Origin of the sequence: Pseudomonas gingeri, from assembly GCF_013385425.1 — a bacterium.
In the GTDB taxonomy this organism is placed as follows: Bacteria; Pseudomonadota; Gammaproteobacteria; order Pseudomonadales; family Pseudomonadaceae; genus Aquipseudomonas; species Aquipseudomonas gingeri_D.
The window spans coordinates 19,353-44,216 of the sequence record NZ_JACAQA010000027.1; the positions used below are offsets into that span (position 1 = coordinate 19,353).

20 protein-coding genes are annotated in these 24,864 nt (G+C 62.8%); 13 read left to right on the top strand and 7 right to left on the bottom strand.

What is annotated here, in order from left to right; all coding sequences use genetic code 11:
- Positions 1-127 precede the first annotated feature (127 nt).
- Genes HX830_RS25385 through HX830_RS25395 form a run of 3 tightly spaced genes read left to right on the top strand, consistent with a single transcriptional unit; the run spans position 128 to position 2,808 of the window.
- Entirely contained in the window at positions 128-1,309 is a 1,182-nt protein-coding gene (locus tag HX830_RS25385; protein ID WP_177103336.1) for an acetyl-CoA C-acyltransferase family protein, read from the top strand.
- A 12-nt stretch (positions 1,310-1,321) separates the two neighbouring features.
- Entirely contained in the window at positions 1,322-2,176 is an 855-nt protein-coding gene (locus HX830_RS25390) for a 3-hydroxybutyryl-CoA dehydrogenase (protein WP_152737548.1), read from the top strand.
- 5 nt (positions 2,177-2,181) lie between these two features.
- Positions 2,182-2,808, top strand: coding sequence for a TetR/AcrR family transcriptional regulator (locus HX830_RS25395; RefSeq protein WP_177103339.1), 627 nt, complete (start codon positions 2,182-2,184; stop codon positions 2,806-2,808).
- 10 nt (positions 2,809-2,818) lie between these two features.
- Here HX830_RS25395 and HX830_RS25400 read toward each other — a convergent pair whose 3' ends face one another.
- Entirely contained in the window at positions 2,819-3,169 is a 351-nt protein-coding gene (locus HX830_RS25400; RefSeq protein ID WP_177103341.1) for a hypothetical protein, read from the bottom strand.
- A 194-nt stretch (positions 3,170-3,363) separates the two neighbouring features.
- On the opposite strand from HX830_RS25400, the gene HX830_RS25405 reads away from it, so the two are divergent.
- Positions 3,364-4,704 carry a serine hydrolase domain-containing protein gene (locus HX830_RS25405; protein ID WP_177103343.1) on the top strand — a complete coding sequence of 447 codons (1,341 nt, stop codon included), beginning with the start codon at positions 3,364-3,366 and terminating at the stop codon, positions 4,702-4,704.
- A gap of 187 nt (positions 4,705-4,891) precedes the next feature.
- Here HX830_RS25405 and HX830_RS25410 read toward each other — a convergent pair whose 3' ends face one another.
- The 5 genes from HX830_RS25410 to HX830_RS25430 all read right to left on the bottom strand — a co-directional run bounded on the left by HX830_RS25410 (position 4,892) and on the right by HX830_RS25430 (position 11,760).
- Positions 4,892-6,502, bottom strand: coding sequence for a GMC family oxidoreductase (locus HX830_RS25410; protein WP_177103345.1), 1,611 nt, complete (start codon positions 6,500-6,502; stop codon positions 4,892-4,894).
- 56 nt (positions 6,503-6,558) lie between these two features.
- Positions 6,559-7,776 (bottom strand): mandelate racemase/muconate lactonizing enzyme family protein, encoded by a 1,218-nt coding sequence (locus HX830_RS25415; RefSeq protein WP_177103346.1) that lies wholly within the window; start codon positions 7,774-7,776, stop codon positions 6,559-6,561.
- A 1-nt stretch (position 7,777) separates the two neighbouring features.
- Positions 7,778-9,076 (bottom strand): MFS transporter, encoded by a 1,299-nt coding sequence (locus tag HX830_RS25420; RefSeq protein WP_177103348.1) that lies wholly within the window; start codon positions 9,074-9,076, stop codon positions 7,778-7,780.
- Positions 9,077-9,165: 89 nt separating this feature from the next.
- Positions 9,166-10,590: an aldehyde dehydrogenase gene (gene aldA, locus HX830_RS25425; RefSeq protein WP_177103350.1), complete on the bottom strand. Its 1,425-nt coding sequence runs from the start codon at positions 10,588-10,590 to the stop codon at positions 9,166-9,168.
- Positions 10,591-10,812: 222 nt separating this feature from the next.
- Positions 10,813-11,760 carry a LysR substrate-binding domain-containing protein gene (locus HX830_RS25430; RefSeq protein ID WP_177103353.1) on the bottom strand — a complete coding sequence of 316 codons (948 nt, stop codon included), beginning with the start codon at positions 11,758-11,760 and terminating at the stop codon, positions 10,813-10,815.
- A gap of 496 nt (positions 11,761-12,256) precedes the next feature.
- Here HX830_RS25430 and HX830_RS25435 point away from each other — a divergent pair, with 496 nt between their 5' ends.
- Positions 12,257-13,492, top strand: a complete 1,236-nt coding sequence (locus HX830_RS25435; protein WP_177103355.1) for an MFS transporter — start codon at positions 12,257-12,259, stop codon at positions 13,490-13,492.
- Here the strand turns inward: HX830_RS25435 and HX830_RS25440 are convergent.
- Positions 13,433-14,344, bottom strand: a complete 912-nt coding sequence (locus HX830_RS25440) for a LysR substrate-binding domain-containing protein (RefSeq protein WP_177103357.1) — start codon at positions 14,342-14,344, stop codon at positions 13,433-13,435. The genes HX830_RS25435 and HX830_RS25440 overlap by 60 nt on opposite strands.
- 139 nt (positions 14,345-14,483) lie before the next feature.
- Between HX830_RS25440 and HX830_RS25445 the strand changes: the two genes are divergently transcribed.
- The 8 genes from HX830_RS25445 to HX830_RS25480 all read left to right on the top strand — a co-directional run bounded on the left by HX830_RS25445 (position 14,484) and on the right by HX830_RS25480 (position 24,744).
- On the top strand, positions 14,484-15,365 hold the full coding sequence (locus HX830_RS25445) for a HalD/BesD family halogenase (protein WP_152737542.1): 882 nt from the start codon (positions 14,484-14,486) through the stop codon (positions 15,363-15,365).
- 171 nt (positions 15,366-15,536) lie between these two features.
- A complete protein-coding gene (locus HX830_RS25450) occupies positions 15,537-16,763 on the top strand; it encodes a M24 family metallopeptidase (protein WP_177103359.1) in 1,227 nt (408 codons plus the stop codon).
- Positions 16,764-17,120: 357 nt separating this feature from the next.
- Entirely contained in the window at positions 17,121-18,755 is a 1,635-nt protein-coding gene (locus HX830_RS25455) for an ABC transporter substrate-binding protein (protein ID WP_177103361.1), read from the top strand.
- 74 nt (positions 18,756-18,829) lie between these two features.
- On the top strand, positions 18,830-19,783 hold the full coding sequence (locus tag HX830_RS25460; protein ID WP_152737539.1) for an ABC transporter permease: 954 nt from the start codon (positions 18,830-18,832) through the stop codon (positions 19,781-19,783).
- The gene (locus HX830_RS25465) at positions 19,780-20,616 is read left to right on the top strand and encodes an ABC transporter permease (protein WP_103499366.1); all 837 of its coding nucleotides are present in this window, start codon (positions 19,780-19,782) and stop codon (positions 20,614-20,616) included. Before HX830_RS25460 ends, HX830_RS25465 begins: the two co-directional genes overlap by 4 nt.
- 2 nt (positions 20,617-20,618) lie before the next feature.
- On the top strand, positions 20,619-22,259 hold the full coding sequence (locus HX830_RS25470) for a dipeptide ABC transporter ATP-binding protein (RefSeq protein ID WP_177103362.1): 1,641 nt from the start codon (positions 20,619-20,621) through the stop codon (positions 22,257-22,259).
- 139 nt (positions 22,260-22,398) lie between these two features.
- The gene (locus tag HX830_RS25475) at positions 22,399-23,580 is read left to right on the top strand and encodes a hypothetical protein (RefSeq protein WP_152737536.1); all 1,182 of its coding nucleotides are present in this window, start codon (positions 22,399-22,401) and stop codon (positions 23,578-23,580) included.
- Between the two features lie 288 nt (positions 23,581-23,868).
- Positions 23,869-24,744: a LysR substrate-binding domain-containing protein gene (locus HX830_RS25480; protein ID WP_177103364.1), complete on the top strand. Its 876-nt coding sequence runs from the start codon at positions 23,869-23,871 to the stop codon at positions 24,742-24,744.
- Positions 24,745-24,864 lie beyond the last annotated feature (120 nt).

Here is a 24,864-nt window from a genome sequence, read left to right on the forward strand (position 1 = left end):
GGTTTACTGAGCAGTTTCGGCATAGGCCGAGTGGACCGACGGTCCTAGACTGGCCGCACTGGATGAACTGCCTCCACTCCAACCAGGATCATGCAAGCTGATCCCCACAATAATCAGGACTGCCCCCATGTCAAAGCCCGAAGTGTATATCGTCAGCGCCGCCCGTACCGCCATCGGTACTTTCGGCGGCTCGCTGAAAGACGTTCCCTTGAGCGAACTGGCCACCACCGCCGTCAAGGCCGCCCTGCAACGTAGTGACGTCGATCCGGCGCGGGTCGGCCATGTGGTGATGGGCAACGTGATCCCCACCGACACCCTGGACGCCTACCTGTCCCGGGTCGCCGCGATCAACGCCGGCATTCCCAAGGAAACCCCGGCCTACAACGTCAACCGCCTCTGCGGCTCGGGCTTGCAGGCGATTGTCTCGGCGGCACAGACCCTGTTGCTTGGCGACGCCGATATCGCCATCGGTGCCGGCGCCGAATCCATGAGCCGCGGCCCTTACCTGCTGCCCTCGGCCCGTTGGGGCGCGCGCATGGGCAATGTCCAGGCCATCGACTACATGCTGGGCATTCTCCATGACCCGTTCCACGGCATCCATATGGGCATCACCGCCGAAAACATTGCCGAACGCAATGGCATTACCCGGCAGATGCAGGACGACCTGGCCCTGGAAGAACAGCTGCGCGCCAGCCGTGCCATCGAAGAGGGTCGTTTCGCCTCGCAGATCGTCCCGGTGGAAGTGCGCAGCCGCAAGGGCACTCAATTGTTCAGTGTCGACGAGCACCCGCGAGCGACTTCGCTGGAACAGTTGGCACAGATGAAAACCGCCTTCAAGAAAGACGGCACCGTCACCGCCGGCAACGCCTCGGGCCTGAATGACGGCGCCGCCGCCCTGTTGCTGGCCACCGGCGCCGCGCTGCAGAGCGACGGCCTGAAACCCCTGGCCCGCCTGGTGGCCTACGCCCATGCCGGGCTCGAACCGGAACTGATGGGCCTGGGCCCGATCCCCGCCACGCGCCTGGCCCTCAAGCGCGCCGGCCTGACGGTGGCCGACCTGGATGTGATCGAAGCCAACGTCGCCTTCGCCGCCCAGGCCTGCGCCGTCAGCCAGGAGCTGGACTTCGACCCGGCCAAGGTCAACCCCAACGGTTCCGGGATCGCCCTGGGCCATCCGGTGGGCGCCACCGGCGCGATCATCGCCACCAAACTGATTCATGAACTGCATCGCACCGGCGGCCGCTACGGCCTGGCCACCATGTGCATCGGCGGCGGCCAAGGTATCGCCGTTATCTTCGAACGGGTTTAAGGACAACAGAACATGAGTATTCAACGTATCGCCGTGATCGGCGCCGGCATCATGGGCAACGGGATTGCCCAGGTCTGCGCGGTGGCGGGTCTTGAAGTGTCGCTGATCGACGTCTCGCAGCAGGCCCTGGATAAAGGCCTGGCGACCCTGACCGGCAACCTCGACCGGCAAGTGCGCAAGGCCGTGATCACCCCCGAGGACAAGCAAGCCGCCCTCGGCCGCATCAGCCTGAGCAGCGACTACGCGGTGCTGGCCCGGGCCGAACTGGTGATCGAGGCGGCCACGGAAAACCTCGAGCTGAAAAAACGCATTCTGCGGCAGGTGGCCGAAGTGGCCAGCGCCGAATGCATTATCGCCACCAACACCTCGTCGCTGTCGATCACCGAACTGGCGGCGGCCATCGACCAGCCCGGGCGTTTTATCGGCCTGCACTTCTTCAATCCGGTGCCGATGATGGGCCTGCTGGAAGTCATCCGTGGCCTGCAGACCAGCGATGCCACCCATGCCCAGGCCATGGCCCTGGCCAGCCAGATCGGCAAGACCGCGGTCACCGCCCGCAACCGCCCGGGCTTTGTGGTCAATCGCATCCTCTGTCCGATGATCAACGAAGCCATTTTCGTGCTCCAGGAAGACCTGGCCAGCGCCGAAGATATCGACGCCGGCATGCAGTTGGGCTGCAACCAACCGATCGGCCCGCTGGCCCTGGCGGACCTGATCGGCCTGGACACCCTGCTGGCGATCATGGAAAGCCTGCACTCGGGCTTCGACGAACCCAAGTACCGTCCGGCGCAGTTGCTCAAGGAAATGGTGGCCGCCGGTTATCTGGGCCGTAAAAGCGGTCGCGGCTTCTATAGCTACGAGCGCTGATCGTCATGCCCCGTGCAGCCCTCGCCGCCGTGCCGGAAGCCGAGCTTCAGGCACGGGCCTCGCGCCATCTGCAAACCCGCGAAAAAGCCGTGGCGCTGTTTGCCCGGCGCGGGTTCGCCCAAGTGGGCTTGCGTGAACTGGCCGGGCACCTGGGCATCCAGGCGGGCTCGATCTACAACCATATCGAGAGCAAGCAGGCCTTGCTCTTCGAACTGATCGAGAGTCTGCACCTGGAGCTGTTGGGGATTGTCACGCAACCGGTGCGCAGCGCGCGCTCGGCGGAAAAGCGTCTGAACGAGCTGATTGCCGCGCACCTGGACCTGCATCGCGCCAAGGGTGATTTCTTCCGGGTCGCCGAGCATGAGTTCCATTGCCTGGAAGCCGCGCACCAGGCAGCGATCCTGGTCTTGCGCAGGCGTTATGAAAGTCATCTGATCAAGTTGCTGGGGCCGTTGGGCTTGTCGACCGACGCCACCCTGGCCCTGACCACCGTGCGGACCTTTCTCTGCCTGCTGAACAACCTGCCGGCCTGGACCGAGGAAGCCGGACTGGATGCGGCGACCTATCGGGCGTTGATGCACAATATCGCGCTGGGGGCGGTCAAGGGTGCGCTGAGCAAACCGCCCTTGTAGGAGCCAGGGGTTACAGGCAGGTTGCTAGCGCGGCCAGCCTTCTCACACCAATCGGCTTGCTGACGGTCGCGTAGTAGTCGACCCGCGTGTCCGCGCCTTCGCGGCGCACGTCGGCAAAAAACTCCGAGCCCCGGGTATAAACGGTCGAGCCGCTCTTGTAGCCGGGTTGCAGATAAGCTGCCGCATCGACACCGAACACCGCCTCTTCCTGCCAGGCAAACTGAATGCACTGGGCCACGACATCCTCGGCCTTGCTCGACGTGAAGCTCTTGGTCGGCCCGGTGGTACGGGTCTGGTTCATCGCAGGCCCCATGCAGCCCGCCAACGCCACTGCCGCCAACGCCCCGATTAACATCCGCATGACCATTCCCTGCCGAAAAAAAGAAGCGACTTTAGCATTGTGGCGACTCAATACGAATCACTACCGCGCAAAAGGCCTCACGCTGTCAAAAGCCACTCTCCCCGCCCCCGGTCCGCTCGCCTGCGACGTCGCAGCGGGTTGCACAAACGTGCCCGGTTGTCCAAGCTCTGCCCACTGATTCAAGGATGGCTCATATGTTCAAGACGTATTTCAACAGGGCACGACCGGGCCTGTGCCTGCTGTTCAGCGCACTGGCTTGCTCCACGGCCCTCGCCGAAACAGCGCCTGCCCCCTTCCCGGATGCCACCGCCAGCGACCCGACGAAACTCGGCTGGATGATCGGCGCCCCGCCGCCGGCCGATCGCATCCTGCGCTTCGAGGACGGCAGCTATTTCCGTTTCCCGGCCCTGCGCTGGAGCGTCTCGCACTTTCGCCAGTTGATGCCCACCACCAATGTGTCCCGGGGCCTTGAAGGCCCGGTTGCGTTGCCATCGGCCTTGCGCAATGACATTGATCGCCTGAGCTTCACCACCCTCGACACGAAAACGCCGATGACCTGGGAACAATCCCTGGCGGCGACCTACACCGACGGCATCGTGGTATTGCACCGTGGCAAGGTGGTGTACGAGCGCTACTTCGGCTCGCTTACTCCCCAGGGCCAGCACGCCGCGATGTCGGTGACCAAGTCGGTGATCGGTACCCTGGGCGCGACGCTGGTGGCCGAAGGGCTGATCGATGTGAACAAGGAGGTCAAGGACTATGTGCCGGAGCTGGCGAAGTCGGCCTTCGGCAGTGCCAGCGTGCGCCAGGTACTGGACATGACCACGGCGCTGGACTACAGCGAAGACTACGGCGACCCGAATGCCGGTGTCTGGGCCCACGCCCAGGCCGGCAACCCCTTGCCCAAGCCCGCCGACTACCAGGGCCCGCGCACCTACTACGAATTTCTCCAGACCGTGCAACCGCAAGGTGAGAACGGCAATGCCTTCTCCTACAAGACCGTCAACACCGACGTGCTCGGCTGGGTGATCGCCCGGGCCACCGGGCATAACGTGGCGCAGGTGCTGTCGGAACGGATCTGGAGCCGCATGGGCGCCGAGCAGGATGCTTATTTCACCGTTGACTCGATTGGCACGCCGTTCGCCGGCGGTGGTCTGAATACAGGTCTGCGAGACCTGGCACGCTTCGGCGAAATGCTCCGTAACGACGGCCGCGCCAACGGCCAGCAGATCGTACCGGCTAAGGTGGTCGAGGATATTCGACGTGGGGCTGACAAGGCCGCATTCGCCAAAGCCGGATACTCGCTGCTCAAGGGCTGGAGCTATCGCGACATGTGGTGGGTGACCCATAACAACCACGGGGCCTATATGGCCCGGGGCGTCCATGGCCAGCGGATCTATATCGATCCCAAGGCCGAGATGGTGATCGTGCGTTATGCCTCCCACCCGGTGGCAAGCAATTCGGCGAACGACCCGGTGACCTTGCCGGCGTTCGAGGCATTGGGGAATTTCCTGCTGGAGCATCCGCAGAAGTAACCCGTTCCGGAGCCTGAATCCTTGAGCCTTGCGTCGCCTGAATCGACGCCTTCGCGGGCAAGCCCTGCTCCTACAGTGATCTGTCGTACACAATATGGGTGAGCGACACATCACTGTAGGAGCAGGGCTTGCCCGCGAAGAGGCCCCAGAGCCTTACACCCTCCCCAAGAACGCCTCACTCGCCCGTTCAGGCATCCTCGAGAATCAGGTCCGCGCCCTTCTCCGCCACCATCAGCACCGCCGCGTGGGTATTGCCCGACGTCACGTTGGGGAAAATCGACGCATCGACAATCCGCAATCCCTTCATCCCATGCACCTTCAGGCGCTTGTCGACCACCGACACCTGCGGATCCGAACCCATCGCACACGAACCGCACAGGTGATAGATCGACCCGCTGTTCTCGCGGAAATACTCCAGCATCGCCGCGTCGTCATTCACCGCCTTGCCCGGCAACACTTCATCGACGGTAATCGCCCGCAACGCCGGCGCCAGCATGATCTTGCGAATCAGCCGGCTGCCCTGCAACACCTCGTCGATATCCTTCTCGGTGCTCAGGTAGTTCGGGTCGATCAGCGCCGCATCCGCCGGGTTCTTCGAGGCGATCCGCACGCTGCCGCGACTGGTCGGCCGGCACGGGTTGAAGCACAACAGGAAGCCCGAATACGGCTCCGGCTTGAGGCTGGCCTTGTTGTTCTTCGGTATCTGGTACGACAAGGGATTGAAGTACATCTGCAGGTTCGGGTGCGCCTGCTCTTCATTGCCGCGGAAGAACCCGCCGGCCTGGTTGACGCTCATGGCCAGCGCACCCTTGCGGGTCAGCAGGTATTGCAGGCCCAGCTTGAGCTGGCCGAACAACGAGCTCAGCTCATCGTTCAAGGTCGGGATATTGGCCTTGTAGTAGTAGCTCACGCACAGGTGATCCTGCAGGTTCTGCCCCACCGCCGGCAGATGCTTGACCACCGGCACCCGGTGTTCGCTCAACAGTGTCTGGTCACCGACCCCGGACAGTTGCAGGATCTTCGGCGTATCCACCGCACCGGCACACAGGATCACTTCCTTGTTGGCCTTGAACGAGCGCGCCACGCCGTGCTGGCTGATGGAAATGCCGATGGCCCGCAGGTCGTTGTCGAACAACACCCGATCCACCAAGGCATGGTGTTCGACGGTGAGGTTCGGTCGGCTCAGTGCCGGGTGCAGGTGGGCGAAGCTACTGGAGCTGCGCTGGCCATTGCGGGTGTTGACGTCATAGACCCCCGCCCCTTCGAACTTCGGTCCATTGAAGTCGTCGCTGCGCTGATAACCCAACTGCTGGCAGCCTTCGAGAAATACATCGCAGATCGGGTGCGTATGCCCCTGCATCGGCGTGATGCTGATCGGCCCGCTGCCGCCGTGATATTCGGTATCGCCCAGCGGGTGATTTTCCAGCTTGCGGAAGTACGGCAACACGTCCTTGAACGCCCAGCCGTCATTGCCGTTGGCCGCCCAGTCATCGAAGTCATGGGCCTGGCCACGCACGTAGACCATGGCGTTGATCGAACCCGAACCGCCCTGGACCTTGCCCCGGGGCGCGTAGATTTCCCGGTTGTGCAGTTGCTTCTGCGGCTGGCTGTAGTACATCCAGTTGAAGGTCGGGTTGTAATACATCTTGGCGAAACCGACCGGGATCTTGAACCAGAACGAAGCGTCCTTGCCGCCCGCTTCCAGCAACAGGACCGAGTATTTCCCCGAAGCCGACAAGCGGTTGGCGAGGATGCAACCGGCGGCGCCCGCGCCGGCGATGATGTAGTCGTATGTCATGCAGGTTACCGCTGATTCGTTGAAAACGCCGCCCTGTCCCAGGGCGGCAGGATGGCTCAGCCCCTGGCCGGCGAGGTGTCTTTCACATCGGCGGGCGTCGGCGCCATTTGCAGGTGCAGCCGCTGGCCGGTGTAGGGCGTGTGCTTGCGCACCACGTCCATGTTCAACTCGACGCCAAGGCCCGGCTCGATCGACGGGATGATGTAGCCGTCTTCCCATTGCAGCGGCTTGGTCAGCACTTCGGCGTGGAAACCGCCCCAGGTCATGATGCTTTCCTGGATCAGGAAGTTTGGCGTGCAGGTCGCCAACTGGAAGCTGGCCGCGGCGCCGATCGGACCGTTGTAGAGGTGCGGGGCGATCTGCGCGTAATAGGCCTCGGCCATGCTGGCGATCTTCTTGGCTTCCAGCAGGCCGCCGCAGCGCGCCACGTTCATCTGCAGGATCGACGCGCCGCCGGCCTGCAGCAGCTTGAAGAACTCATACTTGGTGGTCAGCCGCTCGCCGGTGGCAATCGGGATGGTGGTCTTGGCCGCCACTTGCGCCATGGCGTCTTCCTGGCCGGGCGGTACCGGCTCTTCAAACCAAAGTGGGTCGTACTTCTCCAGGCGCTTGGCCAGGCGAATCGCCGACGACGGCACCATCTGCCCGTGGGTGCCGAACAGCAGGTCGCACTTGTCGCCCACCGCTTCACGGATCTTGCGGCAGAAGGTTTCGCAGCGCTCCAGCACTTCCAGGGAAATCTGGTGGCCGGAATAGGCGGTGTAAGGCCCGGCAGGGTCGAACTTCACGGCGGTGAAGCCCAGCTTCATATTCTCTATCGCGCATTCGGCGGCCAGGTCCGGGTCGTCGTAGTCGTACTCGCCACGGCTGTTGACCGGGTACAGGTAGGTGTAGGAGCGCAAGCGCTCGTTGACCTTGCCGCCCAGCAGCTCATAGACCGGCTTGTTCGCCGCCTTGCCGATGATGTCCCAGCAGGCCATCTCCAGGCCGCTGACCACGCCCATCATGGTCAGGTCCGGACGCTGGGTGAAACCGCTGGAGTAGGCCTGGCGGAAGAAGCGCTCGATATGGTGCGGGTCCTGGTCCTGCAGGTAACGCTCGAACACGTCCTCGATTATCGGCACCATGGCCTTGGGACCGAAGGTGGCGGCGTAGATCTCGCCGACGCCTTCAATACCGCAGTCGGTCTTGAGCTTGACGAACAGCCAGTACATGCCACCGATGTGCGGCGGCGGTACGGCGACGATATGGGTTTCCAGGGAGACGATTTTCATATCAGGCACCTGCCTTTTTATTGACCAGCGCACGCAGCGCCAGGGCCGCCAGGGTTCCAAGCCCGCCAATAAAGGCGATGTAGCCGAAATAGAGCTTGTAACCGAGGGCGCCAGGGAAGTTTTCCGTGAGATAGCCGTTGATCAACGGGATAAAGGTGTCCGGCAGGTAGCCGACCACCGAGACAATGCCGATGGCCAGGCCGGTGATCCGCAGCGGGATCTTGCAGGTGTCGAGGATCGCCCAGTACAGCCCGCGAATGGCGTAGGTCATCAGGCCGATAAAGATCACCGTGGCCACCAGTACGCCGATGCTGCCCAGCGCCGGGAAGACGATCAGCCCGAGGATGCCGAGGGTCGCCAGCAGCAGTGCAAGGATCAACACCGAGATATTCGAGAACTTGTCCCCCAGGTAGCCGCCGCCGAGACCGCCGATGGGGCGCATCCACAATTTGATGGTGGTGATGGTGCCGGCCATGACCGCGGTCATGCCGCTACCTTGCAGGTAGTCGGAGAAGCTGTAGGTGGCCCAGAAGATGTGATAACCGCAGAACACGATGGCGGTCACCAGCCACAACTCGGGAATCTTCACCAGGAAGGCCAGGTCGCTGAGCAGAGTGTGCGAGGCCTTTTCTTCCTGGGTTTCAACGGCCGCCACGGACTTGGGGTCCTTGAGCGAGACCAGCACGCAACCGATGGCGATACAGGTAAAGGAGTAGAGGTAGACCACATGTTTGAAGCCTTCGGCCGCCGACTCGCTGCGGGTCTCGGTGGCGTAGGCGAACAGCCCCAGGGCCACGGTGGCAAGCATCGCTTCCACCAGGCCGCGACCGCCGTCGAGGATGCCGAAGAAGCGCCCCTGCTCGGAGGCCTCGGCGATCATCTTGACCCGCTTGAGCACCGAGGCCCAGAAGGTCAGGCCGGTGGTCAAACCCCAGCAACCGAAGATGATCATCAGGCCGGTCATCGACGGTGCGGTGGAATACCAGATCCCCAGCAGGCCGGTGGCGACCAGCGAGAAGAAGATCAGGAAGCGCGGTGCCAGGCGATCCGCCAACCAGCCGCTGGGCAGGTAGCTGAGCAGGAAAATGGTGCCGAGCATCGAGTACAGGTAACCCAGCTCACTGTGATTGATATGGAACACTTCGAGCATGGTGGTCTGGTAGACCTGGCGCAGGTAGAGGATCGGGTAGATCGCCCCGGCGGCCAGCACCAGCAACATCAATTGGAAATAACGGCTGCCCTTGTCGCTTCTGGCGGACGTGGCGGCGGCGTGAACCTGAACAGCAGCAGGCTTGGACATGTACTGGGACCTCGGGCGATCCGGCAGTGCACGGTCGCCCTTCTCTATCGATTGTTGTTATTGGAATAGCGTGTCGCGTAAAGCCTGTCTCAGTACTTCATGACCACCAGTCGGGTCTGGGTGAATTCGAGCATGCCGTGCTTGCCGTCATCGCCGCCCAGGCCGGAACGTTTCCAGCCGGCGTGGAACCCTTGGTAAGGATCGGCCGGGGTGCGGTTGACGTAGAGCTCGCCGGACTCGATGGCATTGGCCACTTTCATCGCCGTGCGGTAGTTCTCGGTATAGAGCACCGACGACAGGCCGAACTGGTGATCGTTGGCCATGGCCAGCGCCTCGTCGATATCACGGTACTTGAGCACCGGCAGGACCGGGCCGAAGATTTCTTCCTGGACGATCTCCATGTCCTGGCGGCAACCGCTGAGCAGGGTCGGCGGGTAGAAATGCCCCGGGCCCTGGGGGATCACACCACCGGTTTCCAGCACCGCGCCGTCGGCCACGGCCCGCTCGACCATGGCGTGGATATTGTGCCGTGAGCTGGCATTGACCAGCGGGCCCATCAGGCTGGCATCCGCGGCGCGGTCACCAAACTGCACCGCGCTGATTTTCTCTTTCAGCAGCGCGAGGAAATGGTCGTGCACGCTTTCGTGGACATAGACCCGCTCCACCGCCGTGCACAACTGGCCGCAATGGGTGGTCTTGGAGGCGACGATGGCGCTGGCGGCCTGTTCCAGGTCGGCATCGGCCTCGATGATCGCCGGGGTCTTGCCGCCCAGTTCCAGGGATGGCTTGGCGATATTGGCCTTGCAGTAGTCGAGCACGATGCGCCCGGCGTTGACGCTGCCGGTCAGGGTGATCAGGCCGACGGCCTTGTGGGTGCAGACACTGGCGGCGGTGTCATGGTCCATGGTGAGGATATTCACCACCCCGGCAGGCAGGCTGGATTGCTGCACGGCCCGGGCGATTTCAAAGGCCGAGATCGGCGTGTTGTTGCTCGGGCGCACTACCACGGTATTGCCGGCGATCAACGCCGGGGCGATCTTGCGCAGCAGGGTGTAGACCGGGTAGTTGAACGGAATCAGGCAAGCGACGACGCCGATGGGCTCGCGCTGCAGGAACAGGTTTTCGTCCGGGGTATCGCTGGGAATGATCTCGCCTTCGATACGCCGCGCCCATTCGGCGTGGTAGCGGGTGATCTGCGCGGCATAACGGGCTTCGTTGCTGGCGTCGGCGACGCTCTTGCCGGACTCCGCCGCCAGGGCCTGGCCAATGTCTTCGGCGCAGGCTTCAAGGGCGCCGGCAAAGCTGCGCAGATGCTCGGCGCGTTCGATGCTGGTGAGCTTGCCCCAGAGCTTCTGGGCGGCGGCGGCGGCCTCGACGGCTTCGACCGCCTCGACGGAGGTGGCAGCCGGTACGTGGTCGATCAAGGCTTCGGTGGCAGGGTTGTAGACCGCGATCCGGGCAGTACCGGCGGGCTCGACGAACTGACCGTTAACAAAATTGCGCTGGGTGGACATGTACTGGTTCTCGTACTTTTCTTATCTGAGAAGCCAGCAGTCTTGTCATCCGAGGCGGGATGAACAAACGATTAATTCAGGCGGTAAACATTCAAAAAATGCAGGTTACCGCCAGACTGTAGGAGCCGGCTTGCTGGCGATGAACGATAACGCGGTGAAACTGATACACCGCGGTGTCTGCATCGCCAGCAAGCCGGCTCCTACAAGGTCCGTATACACCCTTCAGATAACGGGCATGATCACCGGGGTAGAAGGCTCGAGATGCCGCCGTGCCAGCTCCAGTTCTTCCTGCAACCACTGGCTGAAAATCTGCAACTGGGGGATCTGCGTCTGTTCCTGGCGGGTCACCAGCCAGTAGGACTGGTGACCGTCGACATGCACGTTGAGCACCTGGGTCAACTGTCCGCAGGCCAGTTCGCCGGCCACCATATGCCAGTCGGCGATGGTGATGCCCAAGCCGTCGATGGCCGCGCGAATCGCCAGGTCCAGCAGGTCGAACTCATAACCGCTCAAGGTATCGACGCCACTGATCCGCGCCGCGTCCAGCCAGTGTTTCCAGGTCAGGTAGCGCTGATCTTCCTTGGCCAGTACATGCAGCAGGGTCAGGCGGTTCAGGTCGATCTCTTCCTGCCCGCTCAACTCGCGGGCATAGAGGCTTGGCGAACAGACGGCGATATGCCGCTCGTGCATCAGCAACGAGCTGTCCAGGCCATCCCATTCGCCATCGCCGAAACGGATCGCGCAGTCCAGGGTACTGGTCTCGGCCAGGCTGTCCTGCAGGCGTGTAGTGATGCTCAGTTCCAGCCCCGGATGCTGCTGGCGCAGGCGCCCCAGGCGCGGCAACAGCCAGCGGCTGGTAAAAGTCGGCGGCGCATTGATGCGCAGGCGGTTGGCGTGGTTCTTCTCCTGGATGCCACGCACGGTCATCTCGATCTTGTCGAAGGATTGATGCAGCGCGCGCAGTAACACCCGCCCGGCACTGGTCAATTCGAGGTGGTGATGACGGCGCTCCAGCAGGCTTTCGCCCAGTTGCTCCTCAAGCTGACGGACCTGGCGGCTGACGGCGCTCTGGGTCACGTTCAGCAGCTCGGCGGCGCGGGTAAAGCTGCCGGTGCTGCCAGCCACTTCGAAGGCTTTGAGCGCATTGAGCGCGGGCATTTTGCGTTTCAAGAAAAGACACTCACCAAGGGGCGGACGGCCACAAGCATCGCATGGTGCCGGGGGTGGGTAACATTCCTTTTTGTCTATCGTCCTACAAAAAATCAGAATCCTGTCCGCCGCCTCAAAATGTGAGGCCGACTCAGATCTTGAGAACACAACGGAACCTGTAGGAGCAGGGCTTGCCCGCGAAGAGGCCCTCAAGATAGCTAAAAGCTTCGCGGGCAAGCCCTGCTCCTACAGGATGTGTGTCGTGTTCCAGATCAGCGATAAAGGAGGTTGCGATCAAAGGTCGCTTTTGCAAGAAAACCGTCGCCCCGAGATAAATAGCACGAGTATTTCGCACAGCCCTCATGAGTATTCAGCACTGGTTCTTTTCAACTTATAAACGCTACCCTGCCCTATAACTTTAAACGGAAAATTTCCACGCACTTACATTGGGCGCCACCCCCACTCTCGCCCCATTGTGTTGCACCTCCCCCAACAACTTATCTTCTCGGGCCGCACAATGGCAATCAACAAAAACACCCCAACCAGAACTATCGGCCTGCTCGCTTTTATATTCACCTGCTGCAATGCCAGCACCCACGGCTTCAGTATTTTTCTTTATTCCGCCCTGTTACCCGAAATCCGCCAGCACTTCTCCCTGAGTTATAGCCAGGCCGCCTCCATTGCCGCGTTGCTGCAACTCTTCTATATGGGCGCTTCGATTGCCAGCGGGATCGCCGCCGCCTGGATCAGCCCCCTGAACATGGTGCGCCTGACCATGCTGCTCAGCCCGGTGCTGCTGGCGCTGGCGGTCGCCACGCCCTGGGTCCTGCCCTTTGCCTTGTGCCTGGCGCTGGTCTCGGCCTGCGCGGTGTCCAACTGGAACGCAATTGCCGCCCTGGCCGGCGAAGTGATTCCCGCGTCCCACCGCAGCCGGGTGCTGGGACTGGCGTCTTCCGGGGCGGCCTTTGCCATCTGCCTGAACGGCATCCTGATCGCCCTGCTCCAGGGTATTTCCCTCAGCGCTTTCTGGCTGATCTGCGCCGGGCTCACATTGATCGTCACCCTACTGACCCTCTGGGCCCTGGCGCCCCTCGGCCGCCAGCCGGACACTCGCCCGACGACGGCCGCCTCCCTGGGCCAGGTACTCCGGCGCTGGCTGCGCCTGTGCCTGGAACAGCCCATCGCCGTGCATATCCTGCTGCTCAGCGGCTTTATCGGCAGTATCAGCGGCCCGTTCCTCAACTTCCTCTCGGCCTTCGTCACCGAACGCCTGGGCGCCGGCCTGCAGGTCACCGGCTCGCTCTGGACCTTGATCGGCGCCTGTGGCGCGCTGGGTGGAATGTCACTGGGGTCACTGGCTGACCGCTGGGGGGCGCTGCGGGTGATGGCCATCAGCATCGGCGCCTTCGGCCTGGCCATGCTCGGCCTGCTGCTGCACCCCGGATTGCTGCTGACCTGGCTGGCCGCCGGGTTGTTCGCGCTGTTCTACTTTCCGGTCTGGGGCCTGATGGCCGCCTACCTCAGCGCTCGCCTGACACCCGTGCAAAGCCTGCAAGTGGTGAGCCTGAGCATGGTCGGCTACGGCCTGGGCAGCGCCAGCGCGAACTGGGTCAACGGTCTGTTGCTGCAAGCCAGTGGCTCGTTCGCCATCATCCATGCCTGGATCGCCGGCTGGGTCCTTGCCAGTCTGCTTTTACTGCAAGTCATGGCCCGCCACCAGCGCCGTCGGCCGCTGCTCCAGGAGCCGGTCTGAACGCAGTAGCTGGCGCCCGAGCATCTCCACCATCGCCTCGAGCCCCGGTTCCTGGCAGGCCGACGAACGCCAGAGCATCAGCCGGGCCGGCTCGATAGCCGGGAAACCGTCTCGTTCATCGAGAATCCGCCAGCCCTCCGGCACCAGCCGGCGGGCAGTCACCCCCACCGTGTCGCCGCCCTCGATGGCCACGCCGATCCCCCGCGGGCTCTGGCTGGTGTAAACCACGTGCCACGCCCGACCAGCCTCGGCCAGGGCGTCGATGGCATTGGCGCGAAAGGCACAGCCCTCGGCATAGACCGCCAGCGGCACCGATTGGTCATCCGCCCAGGCACGCTCGTCAGCGGTCACCCAGACCAACGGCTCGTCGCAGAGAAACTCGCCCTGCTGCAGGTTGGCATGCTGCACGCCGAGCACCAGGTCCAGCTCGCCACGCTGCAGGCGCCCGACCAGGGCCACCGAGGCTTCGCAGCACACGTCCGGACGGACCTTGGGAAAGTGTTCGCGAAAATCCCGCAAGACCCCGGCCAGGCAGTATTGCGCGTAGTCCTCGGGCATCCCGACGTGGATGCAGGCGAGGTCATTGGGCAGGTGCGCCGCATTGATCGCCTCGTTATGCAGCTTGAGGATGCGCCGCGCATAGATCAGAAAGGTCTCGCCGCTGGGGGTCAGGCTGATGCTGCGGCTGGTGCGATGGATCAGCGGCGTGCCAACCACCTCCTCCAGCCGTTGCAGACTCTGGCTGACGGTCGACTGGGTTTTATGCAGGCGCTCGGCGGCCGCCGAAAACCCCTGGCATTCAATAATCGCCACAAACACCTTGAGCAATGTTCCGTCCAGATGACCTGACATAACTATCGCTCCTGCCGATGGATTCGATCGTAACTCATCATTTCTATTATTCCTGTTTTTAAGCAACTATCGATTCAACGCCGAGACAACTTCGAACCTTGCACTGGCGACTAATGATCGTTAACTTCAGGAGCCCGAAATGAGCCTTCAACTTGCCGATGCCGAAGTGGGTGATATCAGCGATATCGTCAACACCGAACGTTATCCCATTCATGATTCGGGCCATGTTCAATTACAGGCACTGATCGATCATGCCCGGGCCGAATTGGCCGTCGACGGTTGCTGCCTGCTGAAGAACTTCCTGCGCCCCGAAGTGCTGGAACAGGCTCGTCTCGAAGGTCAGGCACTCTCGGACAAGACGTTTTATTCGGTGCGCAAGGTCAATGCCTACTTCACCGAAGACGATCCCTCGCTGCCGGCCGAAGACCCGCGCCGCACCTTCATGGAGCGCACCAGCGGCTTTGTGACCCGCGACATGATCGCCCCGGACGCGATCATTCACCGGCTCTACGTCTCGCCGATGATGAAACGTTTCATCAGTGCCTGCCTGGGGGAACCTGAGATTTTCGAATATGCCGACCCCTTTGCCGGCCTGGTAATCAACGTGATGCCAGAGGGCACCCAACAGCCTTGGCACTTCGACACCAACGAATTCATCGTCAGCATGATGACCCAGAAGCCCGAGGCCGGCGGCCTGTTCGAATACGCGCCGATGATCCGCTCGCGCACGGCGGAAAACCTTGGGGCGGTGGGCCAGGTGGTGCGGGGCGAGGATCGCAGCCGGGTGAAATACCTGGAGCTCAATCCCGGCGACCTGCAGATCTTCAAGGGGCGTTTTTCGGTGCATCGGGTGACCCGTGTCGAAGGCGCGGTCGAGCGCAATACCGCGATCTTCGCCTACTCGGAAAAGCCCGGAATCATTGGCCGCGCCGAGCGCACCAAGCAGCTCTACGGGCGCCTCTCCGAAGCCCATCTGCAAGCCGAGCGCAGCCGGGTGCGCAGCGACCAACTGCTCGACTGACCTCTCCTGTAGGAGCGAGCTTGCTCGCGATGGTGGTGAACGATAACGCGGTGCGCCTGATAGCCAGCGGCGCCCTTGCGGCCATCGCGAGCAAGCTCGCTCCTACAACGGGAGCGCGGACTTTATAAGAACGTATTTCCATCACCGACCGGTATTAGCGAGGAACACCCCATGAGTCTTTCCGGCCCCAACCGCATCCCCACCGACTGCGAACCCACCCACGCCGAGATCCAGCAGATCCAGCTGGACCGCCTGCAACGGGTGCGCAACGAACTGAAAAAGCGCGACTACGCCGCCTGCGTGCTGTTCGACCCGACCCATATGCGCTACGCCACCGGCTCGCGCAACATGCAGGTGTACTCGGCCCGTAACCCGGCGCGTTACGCCTTTATTCCCGCCGAAGGCCCGGTGGTGGTTTTCGAATTCGGCGGCTGCCTGCACCTGGCCGAATCCCTGAACACCGTCGACGAAGTGCGCCCGGCCAAGGCGATCTCCTATTACTTCTGCGACAGTTTCCTGAGCAATGTCACCGCCGACTGGGCCGCTGAAATCGACGACCTGGTGCGCAAATGCGGTGGCGGAAAACGCATCGCCATCGAGAGCGCCACCTCGGCGGCGGCCTTCGAATTGCAGAAGCTCGGCTACCAGGTCTTCGATGCCCAGGAACCACTGGAACGCGCGCGCTGCATCAAGGTGCCGAACGAGCTGAAGATGATCCGCGCCAGCCTGCGCGCCACCGAGGCCGGCGTGAAGCTGATGGAAAGCAAGCTCAAGCCCGGCATCAGCGAAAACGAACTCTGGTCGCACCTGCACCAGCACGTGATCGCCACCGACGGCGACTATGTGGAAACCCGCCTGCTGTCCTCCGGACCGCGCACCAACCCCTGGTTCCAGGAGTGCAGCACCCGGCCCATCGAAGCCGGCGACCTGGTGGCGCTGGACACCGATGTGGTCGGTCGTTTCGGCTACTACGCGGACTTCTCGCGGACCTTTCTCTGCGGCGAACAGGCCGCCACCCGCAAGCAGCAGGAGCTGTACAAGCTGGCCTATGAACAGGTGCAGACCAATATGGAAATGCTCAAGGCCGGGCGCAGCTTCAAGGAGTATGCGGAGCTGGCCTGGAAGATCCCCGACCACTACAAGGCCAACCGTTATTTCGCCCTGGCCCACGGGGTTGGCATGACCGGTGAATACCCCTACGTGGTGCACCGCGAGGACATCGATGCACTGGGCTATGACGGGGTGTTCGAGGCGGGCATGACCATCTGCGTGGAAAGCTACATCGGCCACGACGAAGGCGGCGAAGGGGTCAAGCTCGAAGAGCAGATCTACATCCACGAAAATGGTATCGAGCTGCTCTCGGACTATCCGTTCGACCCGCGTCTGCTGCCCGTTTAAGTCTTGCCGCCCTACCCCGCGCCGGCACTCAGCCCGCGAGGTAGGGCCATCAGGAGCGTGTCTGGCGCGGGAGGGCAATCAGTAATGTGCGTTTTAGGAATTTTCCTACGCTGAATTTATCGTTTGTTCATCCGGAGCCAGATGACAAAACTGCGAGCATCTCAAATAAAAACAACACGAGAGCCGCACCATGTCCTATCCCACGTCCCGCCTCCTGAATGCTCCGCGCTTTGATCTGCCGTTGACGTTTTTCCTGACCGATCACGGGTCCGCCCTGGATCGCCAGCGCTAGCTGCCAACCCTCTGTTCGCAGTGGCACCCAAAAGACGCATTTACGCCCCAGTATCGGAGAGGCTCATGAAAGACCTGACTACCCTGGACGGCTCCGCGCCGCATCCAGCCGTGGATGACCTGTGCACCCAAGCCAAGCGCGGCCAGATCAGCCGCCGGCAATTCCTCCACACCGCCACCCTGCTCGGTATCACCGCCGCCAGCGCCGGGAGTTTCCTCGGCCCGGCGCTGTTCAGCGATTCGGTCCAGGCGGCTGAGACCGGCACCCCACGCAATGGCGGCAGCCTGCGCTTTGCCTGTGCCATCCAGGAAATCCAGGACCCGATGCTCATCACCTGGATCGAAGCCTCGAACCTGATGCGCAACAGCCTGGAATACCTGACCTGGGTCGATGCCCAGAACATCACCCACCCGTACCTCGCCGAAAGCTGGAAGCCCTCGGATGACCTCAAGGAGTGGGTCTTCAACCTGCGCCAGGACGTCAAGTGGAGCAACGGCGACGCCTTCACCGCCGACGACGTCGAGCACAACTTCCAACGCTGGACCGGCGCCGAGTCCAAGTCGGTCAACCGCACTGCCTTCCAGGACATCGCCTCCTTCGAAAAACTCGGGCCTTACCAGTTCAAGCTGGTGCTCAAGCGGCCGATCCTGGCGATTCCGGAAATGCTCAACGCCTTCACCTGCGCCATCGTCCATCGCAGCTTCAAAGCCGGTGATGACTGGTCGAAAAACCCGCTCGGCACCGGTCCTTTCAAGCTCACCTCGTTCGCCGTGAACAAGGAAGCGACCTTCGCCAAGCGCGCCGATTACTGGGGCAAGCCGGCCTACCTGGACGAGCTACGGTATGTCGACATGGGCACCGACGTGTCCACCCAACTGGCCGCCCTGCAAGCCGGGCAGGTCGACGTGCTGTACCGCGTCACCGTGGCCGAACTGGACCTGGCCAAGCGCCTGCCCAACGCCAAGCTGCTGACCTGCAAATCGGCGCAGACCGTGGTGATGCGCATGGCCGTGGACCAGAAGCCGTTCGACGACCTGCGCATCCGCAAGGCCGTGGCGCTCTGCGCCGACAACGCGCAAATGCTCAAGATCGCCTATCGCGGCATGGGCACCCTGGGCGAGGACCACCATGTGGCGCCGTCGCACCCGGAATACTTCCCGCTGCCCAAGCGCGCTCGTGACGTGACCCAGGCCAAGGCATTGCTGGCCGAAGCCGGACATCCCAAGGGCATCGATATCGACCTGATCGTCGGCAACACCCAGGGTCGCTACGAGCAGGACACCGCACAGATCCTCCAGCAGAACTGCCTGGAAGCCGGCATCCGCATCAACCTCAAGGTGATTCCCGCCACCCAGTACTGGCCGATCTGGGACAAAGCCGCCTTCAGCCTCACTTACTGGGCCCATCGCCCGTTGGGGGTGATGTCCCTGGAACTGGCCTACCGCGGCGGCGGTGCCTGGAACGAAAGCCACTACAAGGACCCGGCCTTCGACGCCGCCCTGGACAAGGCCATGGGCATCGTCGATCCGAAACAGCGCTCCCTGGCGATGCAAAGCGTGGAGCAGATCCTCCAGGACGCCTGCGTCATCATCCAGCCGTTCTGGGCCGACAAGTTCACCGCCACGTCGCAGAAGGTCCAAGGCTTCCAGGTCCACCCATCGGACTTCTACCCGATGAACGAAACCTGGCTCAGCGCCTGATCCGACCTTTGAAACAATGAGCTCGCCCACCCCGGTGCGGCGAGCCGGCAACTGTATAGCCGGAGCATGCAAACATGGCTGATTTTCTGTGGCGCAAGCTACTGGCCCTGGCAGCGACGTTATTGTCGGTGTCACTGATCGTTTTTTTCGCCCTGGAGCTGAATATCGAGGACGTCGCGATCAACGTCCTGGGTCCCTACTCCGCCGCCGACCAACGCGCCGCCTGGCTCACCGAGCACGGCTACGACCAACCCTTCCTGTGGCGTTACCTGATCTGGCTGAAGGACTTCGTCAGCGGCCACTGGGGCACCTCAGTGCACTTTCGCGAACCGGTGATGGACCTGTTGCTGCCCAACCTCGGGCAGACCCTGATGCTGGCGGGCCTGGCGCTGTTGATCATGGTCCCCGTGGCCCTGACCCTCGGCGTACTGGCCGGGATTCGCCAGGGTTCGCTGCTGGACCGCCTGGTGTCGTTCCTGTCCATCGTCACCACCTCTATCCCGGATTTCGCCAGCGCGGTGTTCGTCTCGGCAATCTTCGTCTTCTGGCTCAACTGGCTGCCGGGCGTCAGCAGCATGAGCGACGGTTTCAGTGCCCTGCAACTGGCGATGCCGCTGATGGTGCTGTGCCTGTTCGGCGTCGGCTACCTGGCGCGGATCACCCGGGCTTCGATGGTCGAAGTGATGCAGGCGCCGTATATCCGTACCGCCCGCCTCAAGGGTGCCTCGACCTCACGCATCGTGCTGCGCCATGCGCTGCGCAATGTGCTGATCGCACCGATCACGGTGATCATGCTGTACATCCCGTGGCTGCTGTCCAACGTCATCGTGGTCGAGGTGTTCTTCGCCTACAAGGGCTTCGGCTCGTTGCTCTACACCGCCTCGCTGAACCATGACGTCTACCTGATCGAGGCCTGCGCCATGATCAGTGCGCTGGTGGTGGGCGCGACCAAGATCTTCTCCGACCTGGCCTATACCTGGCTCAATCCGCGCATCACCTTGCGCAGCCTTGGCGGGAGCGCCCGATGAATCTTCTGCATGCATTCAAGAACCCGCTGGCGGCCCTGGGCCTGTGTCTGGTGGGCGGTTGGGTGATCCTCGGGGTCTTCGCCCCCTGGCTCGCCCCCCATGACCCGCTGGAAAGCTTCACCCCGCTGCTGACGCCGTTCAGCGACGACGGCAGCGGCCAGACCTTCCTGCTGGGCACCGATGTGCTGGGCCGCGATATTCTCTCGCGACTGATCTGGGGCACCCGCACGGTGCTGCTCTGGTCGACCCTGGCGACCCTCACCGCGTTTGCCTTCGGCATTGCCATGGGCCTGTGCGCCGGCTACTTCAATGGCTGGGTCGACTCGGTATTGTCCTATATCGCCGACACCGTGCTGTCGTTCCCGGTGCTGGTGCTGTACATCGTGATCATCATCGCCCTCGGCGCCTCGGCGTTGAACATCCTGATCGCGGTGACCTTCACCAGCGCCCCGGCGATCTTCCGGATCATGCGCGCCCTGACCATGGACCTGCGTTCGCGGGACTATGTGCTCAGCGCCATCACCCAGGGCGAAGGCGCCCTGCGGATCATGACCGTGGAAATCCTGCCCAACTGCGGTGGCCCGCTGATCGTCGATTTCTGCCTGCGCATCGGCTACACCGCGATCATGATCGGTGCCCTCGGCTTCCTCGGCCTCGGCCTGCCACCGCCGACCCCGGACTGGGGCGGCATGATCAACGAAGGCCGCAGCATGGCCATCGCGTTTCCCCACCTGGTGATCTTCCCGTGCATTGCCATTTCCACCCTGATGCTTGGCCTCAGCCTGCTGGCGGACGGCCTGGACGAACACGCCCAGAAAGGCACAAGGAGTTGAGTATGAGCAGCCAACAAGTATTGCGCGTCGAGGGGTTGTCCATCGAACTGCCGCCGGGCGCGGACCGCAGCCATGCGGTACAGAAGATCGACCTGGATGTGCGCAAGGGCGAAATCCTCTGTGTGATCGGCGAGTCCGGCTCGGGCAAATCGGTGCTCTCCGGGGCCATTATGGGCGACTACGCCAAGGGCCTGCGTCACAGCGAAGGGCGTATCGATTTCCTCGGCGAGGACATCTGCAGCATGCCCGAAGCGCAGTTGCGCGGCCTGCGTGGCAACCGCATCGCGATGATCTTCCAGGAGCCCATGGCGGCCCTCAACCCGGCGATCCGCATCGGTCGACAAGTGGAGGAAATCTTCGAGATCCACGCCCCGCAGATGGATGCGGCCGAGCGGCGCGAACGCATGCTCGCGCTGCTGGAGTCGACCCAGTTGCCGGAGCCGCCACGGATCGCCAACAGCTTTCCCCATCAGCTTTCCGGCGGCCAATGCCAGCGGGTGGTGATCGCCATGGCCCTGGCGATGAACCCGGACCTGCTGATCGCCGACGAACCGACCACCGCTCTGGATGTCACCACCCAGGCCCAGGTCCTCAAGCTGATCCGCGAACTGCGTGGGCGCGGCCAGCACGGCATCCTGTTCATCACCCATGACTTCGGCGTGGTGGCGGAAATCGCCGACCGCATCGCGGTGATGGAAGGCGGTCGGCTGGTGGAAATCGGCGAACGCGACCAAGTCTTGCAGGCGCCACGCCACACCTACACACGCAAGCTGATCGCCGCGGTCCCGGCGTTGAATCCGGAACTGCACGCGCCCTGCGCCGACGGTGAGATCGCCCTGCGGATCGAACACCTGAACAAGACCTACCACGTCGAAGGGCGTCAAGTCTGTGCGCTCAAGGATGTCTCGCTGCAACTGCCGAGGGGCAAGACCCTGGCGATTGTCGGCGAGTCCGGCTCGGGCAAGAGCACCCTGGTCAAGGCGGCGATCCGCCTGGTGGACAGCGACAGCGGGCATGTCTGGCTCGGCGACAGCGACTTCCTCGCCCTCAAGGGCGAGGCACTGACCCGGGGCCGGCGGCAGATCCAGATGATTTTCCAGGACCCCTACGGCTCGCTCAATCCGCGCCATCGGGTCGGCGACATCATCGCCCGCGCCGCGCAACTGCGGGGCCTGTCGGCCAAGGATGCCTGGATCGAAGCCGGTGATCTGCTGGAACAGGTCGGCCTCAAGCGCGACGCCCTGAAACGCAAGCCCCGGCAGTTCTCCGGCGGCCAGCGCCAGCGCATCGGCATTGCCCGCGCCCTGGCCATGCGCCCGCAGGTCCTGATTGCCGATGAAAGCGTCTCGGCCCTGGATGTCTCGGTGCAGAAACAGGTGCTGGAATTGCTGGCCGAGCTCCAGCAACGGCTGAACCTGAGCATCCTCTTCATCACCCACGACCTGCGCGTGGCGGCGCAGATCAGCGATCACATCGCGGTGATGCGCCAGGGCGAAGTGGTCGAGTACGGCACCGCCGAGCAGGTGCTGCTGCACCCTCGACATGGCTATACCCAGACCCTGCTGGCCGCCGCGCCCGGGGCTTCGGTGCGACCGCCAACCCAGGCGGGACCGGCACCGGGCCTGAGTGCCGCCGGCGGCTGATCCTCCCGGCCCGCTACCACCTGGACGTTGCTCGCAGCCTCCGTCGTAGCGGGCCCTACCCCTTTCATCCAGACCACGCTTTTGCCGTGGCCGGGATGGCTGTTGCCAACAATAAACCTAGAGAAGAGACGGAGCGACCATGAACTTGAACACCACCCGGGCCTTGCGCTCATTAACCCCGCTGGCGCTGTTGGGCGCCCTTTCCACGCCCGCAATGGCGATCCAGGTCACCGACAACCTGGATATCGGCGGCGCTGTCCGCTATCGCTGGGACTACGCCCCGGATCGCGATATCCAGAAGTTCGACTTCGACACCGCGTTCCTCACCGCCAAGTACAACTCCGACACCTGGATCGCCGCCGCCAAGTACCGCTTCTACGGGCGCTCCTATCCGTACCAGTACACCGATCGCATCGGCGCGGTGCAGTTCGCCGAGACCGCCTGGGTCGGCTACAAATTCAACCCGGACCAGCAGGTGCAGGTCGGCCTGAACCAGATTCCGTTCGGCCTGCAACCCTACTTCGGCAGTACCTTCTATGAAACCCTGGGCAACGTGGTCGGCCTGGAAGACGTGGAAGAAGTCGGCGCCAAATACATCCAGCAGAGCGGCGACTGGAACCTGCAAGCCGGTTTCTACCTGCGCCCGGCCCTGCAAGGGCGTGGCACCAGCAACGGCGACACCTACTCCACCGTGGTCTCCCGGGCCGACAGCTATGTGACCGACGGCAGCAACAACCAGGAACACAACACCGCCGTGGTGCGCCTGGCCAAGGCCATGCAACTGGGTAACTGGAAATCCGAGGTGGGCATCTCGGGCCTGACCTCGACCCTGGAAAACCGCGACACCCGCGAAGACGGCCGGCGCAATGCCGTGGCCATCCACTACCTGGGCAAGGACGGTCCGTGGGGCCTGCAATTGCAGGCGGCGCGCCAGCAGATGTCGCCACGCAATCCCGGCAGCAACGAGGTGGTGACCTTCGGCGGCTATGACGGCACCTTCAACGTCGCCAGCCGCGGCAACCTCTATGTCGCCGACCTGAGCTACGACGTCGACGGCAAGTACCTGCTTGACCAGATCAGCGGGATCAAGCTGTACGCCAACTACAGTGCTTTCGACAAATCGGCGGATGACTTCAAGACCTCCCAGCGCCTGATCCTCGGCACCTCGTTCTCGGTGAGCAAATTCTGGGTCGCCACCGAATGGCTGATCGGCAAGAACGATCCTTACATCGGCGGCAGCAGCTATACCCAGAGTCTTGCGGCCGGCGGGACCGATCTCTGGAAAAACCAGTTGTACGTGAACATCGGCTACTACTTCTGATTGACCTGCCTGCAGGAGCCGGTTTGCTGACTCCTGCATACCAGCTCCTCATTTCATTGCGCATTTTTGTGGGAGAGCACCTGGGCTCTCCCACCTTTTTTATACCCGCCGCTTTTTTTACTCACTCCCGCCAAGCAACGCTTGCATCGGCCCGCCGGTGATAGTCAGATACGTCCTACAGAAAAAACACTTAAAAGAACAACAATAAACCGACTCCACACGGGTCTGCCCCGCGCTTCAACGCGGTATTCGGCAGGTGTGCGCCAGCCGGTCCGGAGTATCCATTTCATGCGTCAACTGCCCTCGCTGAACATGCTCCGCGTGTTCGAGGAAGTCGCCCGGCATCGCAGCTTCAGCCAGGCCGCCGCGTATCTGAACGTGACCCAGGGCGCGGTCAGCCGACAGATCAAGCAGCTTGAAGATTACCTTGGCGTCGCGCTGTTCGTGCGCACGCCGCGGGGCTTGTCACTGACCGAATCAGGAACGGCATTGTCACCGCAGTTGGGCGATGCCTTCGACCATATCGAACGTGCCCTGCAAGCCGTGCGGGTGCCTAACCTGCGTCAGCGCCTGCGCATCCTCGCGCCACCGACCTGGGCCACCCGCTGGTTGTCGGCGCATCTGCGAGCGTTCTGCCAGCGCTACCCGGATATCAGCCTCAGCGTGACCAACCAGGCCAGTCATGACAGCCTGGCCGAGGTCGACTGCCAGATCCGTTTCGGCCTCGAGGCGGACCCGCATTGCAGCAGCCAATTGCTGGTGATGGAGCGGCATATCGCCGTGGCGAGCCCGGAGCTGTTCGAACAGGGCGAGGCGCCGGATCTGCGCCACTCGCCCCTGCTGCATATCCTGCACGACGGCAAGCGCCTCAAGGTCTGGGAGAACTGGCTGGCGGCCATGGGCCGTGAAGACGTGGATGCCCGGCAAGGGCTGGAATTCAGCACCCTGGACCAGGTGATCAACACCGCATTGGCCGGTGGTGGGCTGGCGGTGATCGACCGGCAGATGATCGTCAAGGAACTGGCCAACGGCAGCCTGTTGCCCATCACCCCGGTGGAGGTGGTCGGGCCGTATGGCTATTGGCTGGATGTGGAGAACGACAAGCAGGGGTTGTCGAAAGTGCGGCTGTTTACCGAGTGGTTGAGCCTGGTGAGCAATCCCTGACTCAAGGCCCGATGCAATCCCCGGCCGTTTTCCGAGGCAACACAAAAAAGAAGAACTGAAACCCGCTACCGCGCCCTTCCCACGCCCCCCTGTAGGAGCGAGCTTGCTCGCGATGGTCGT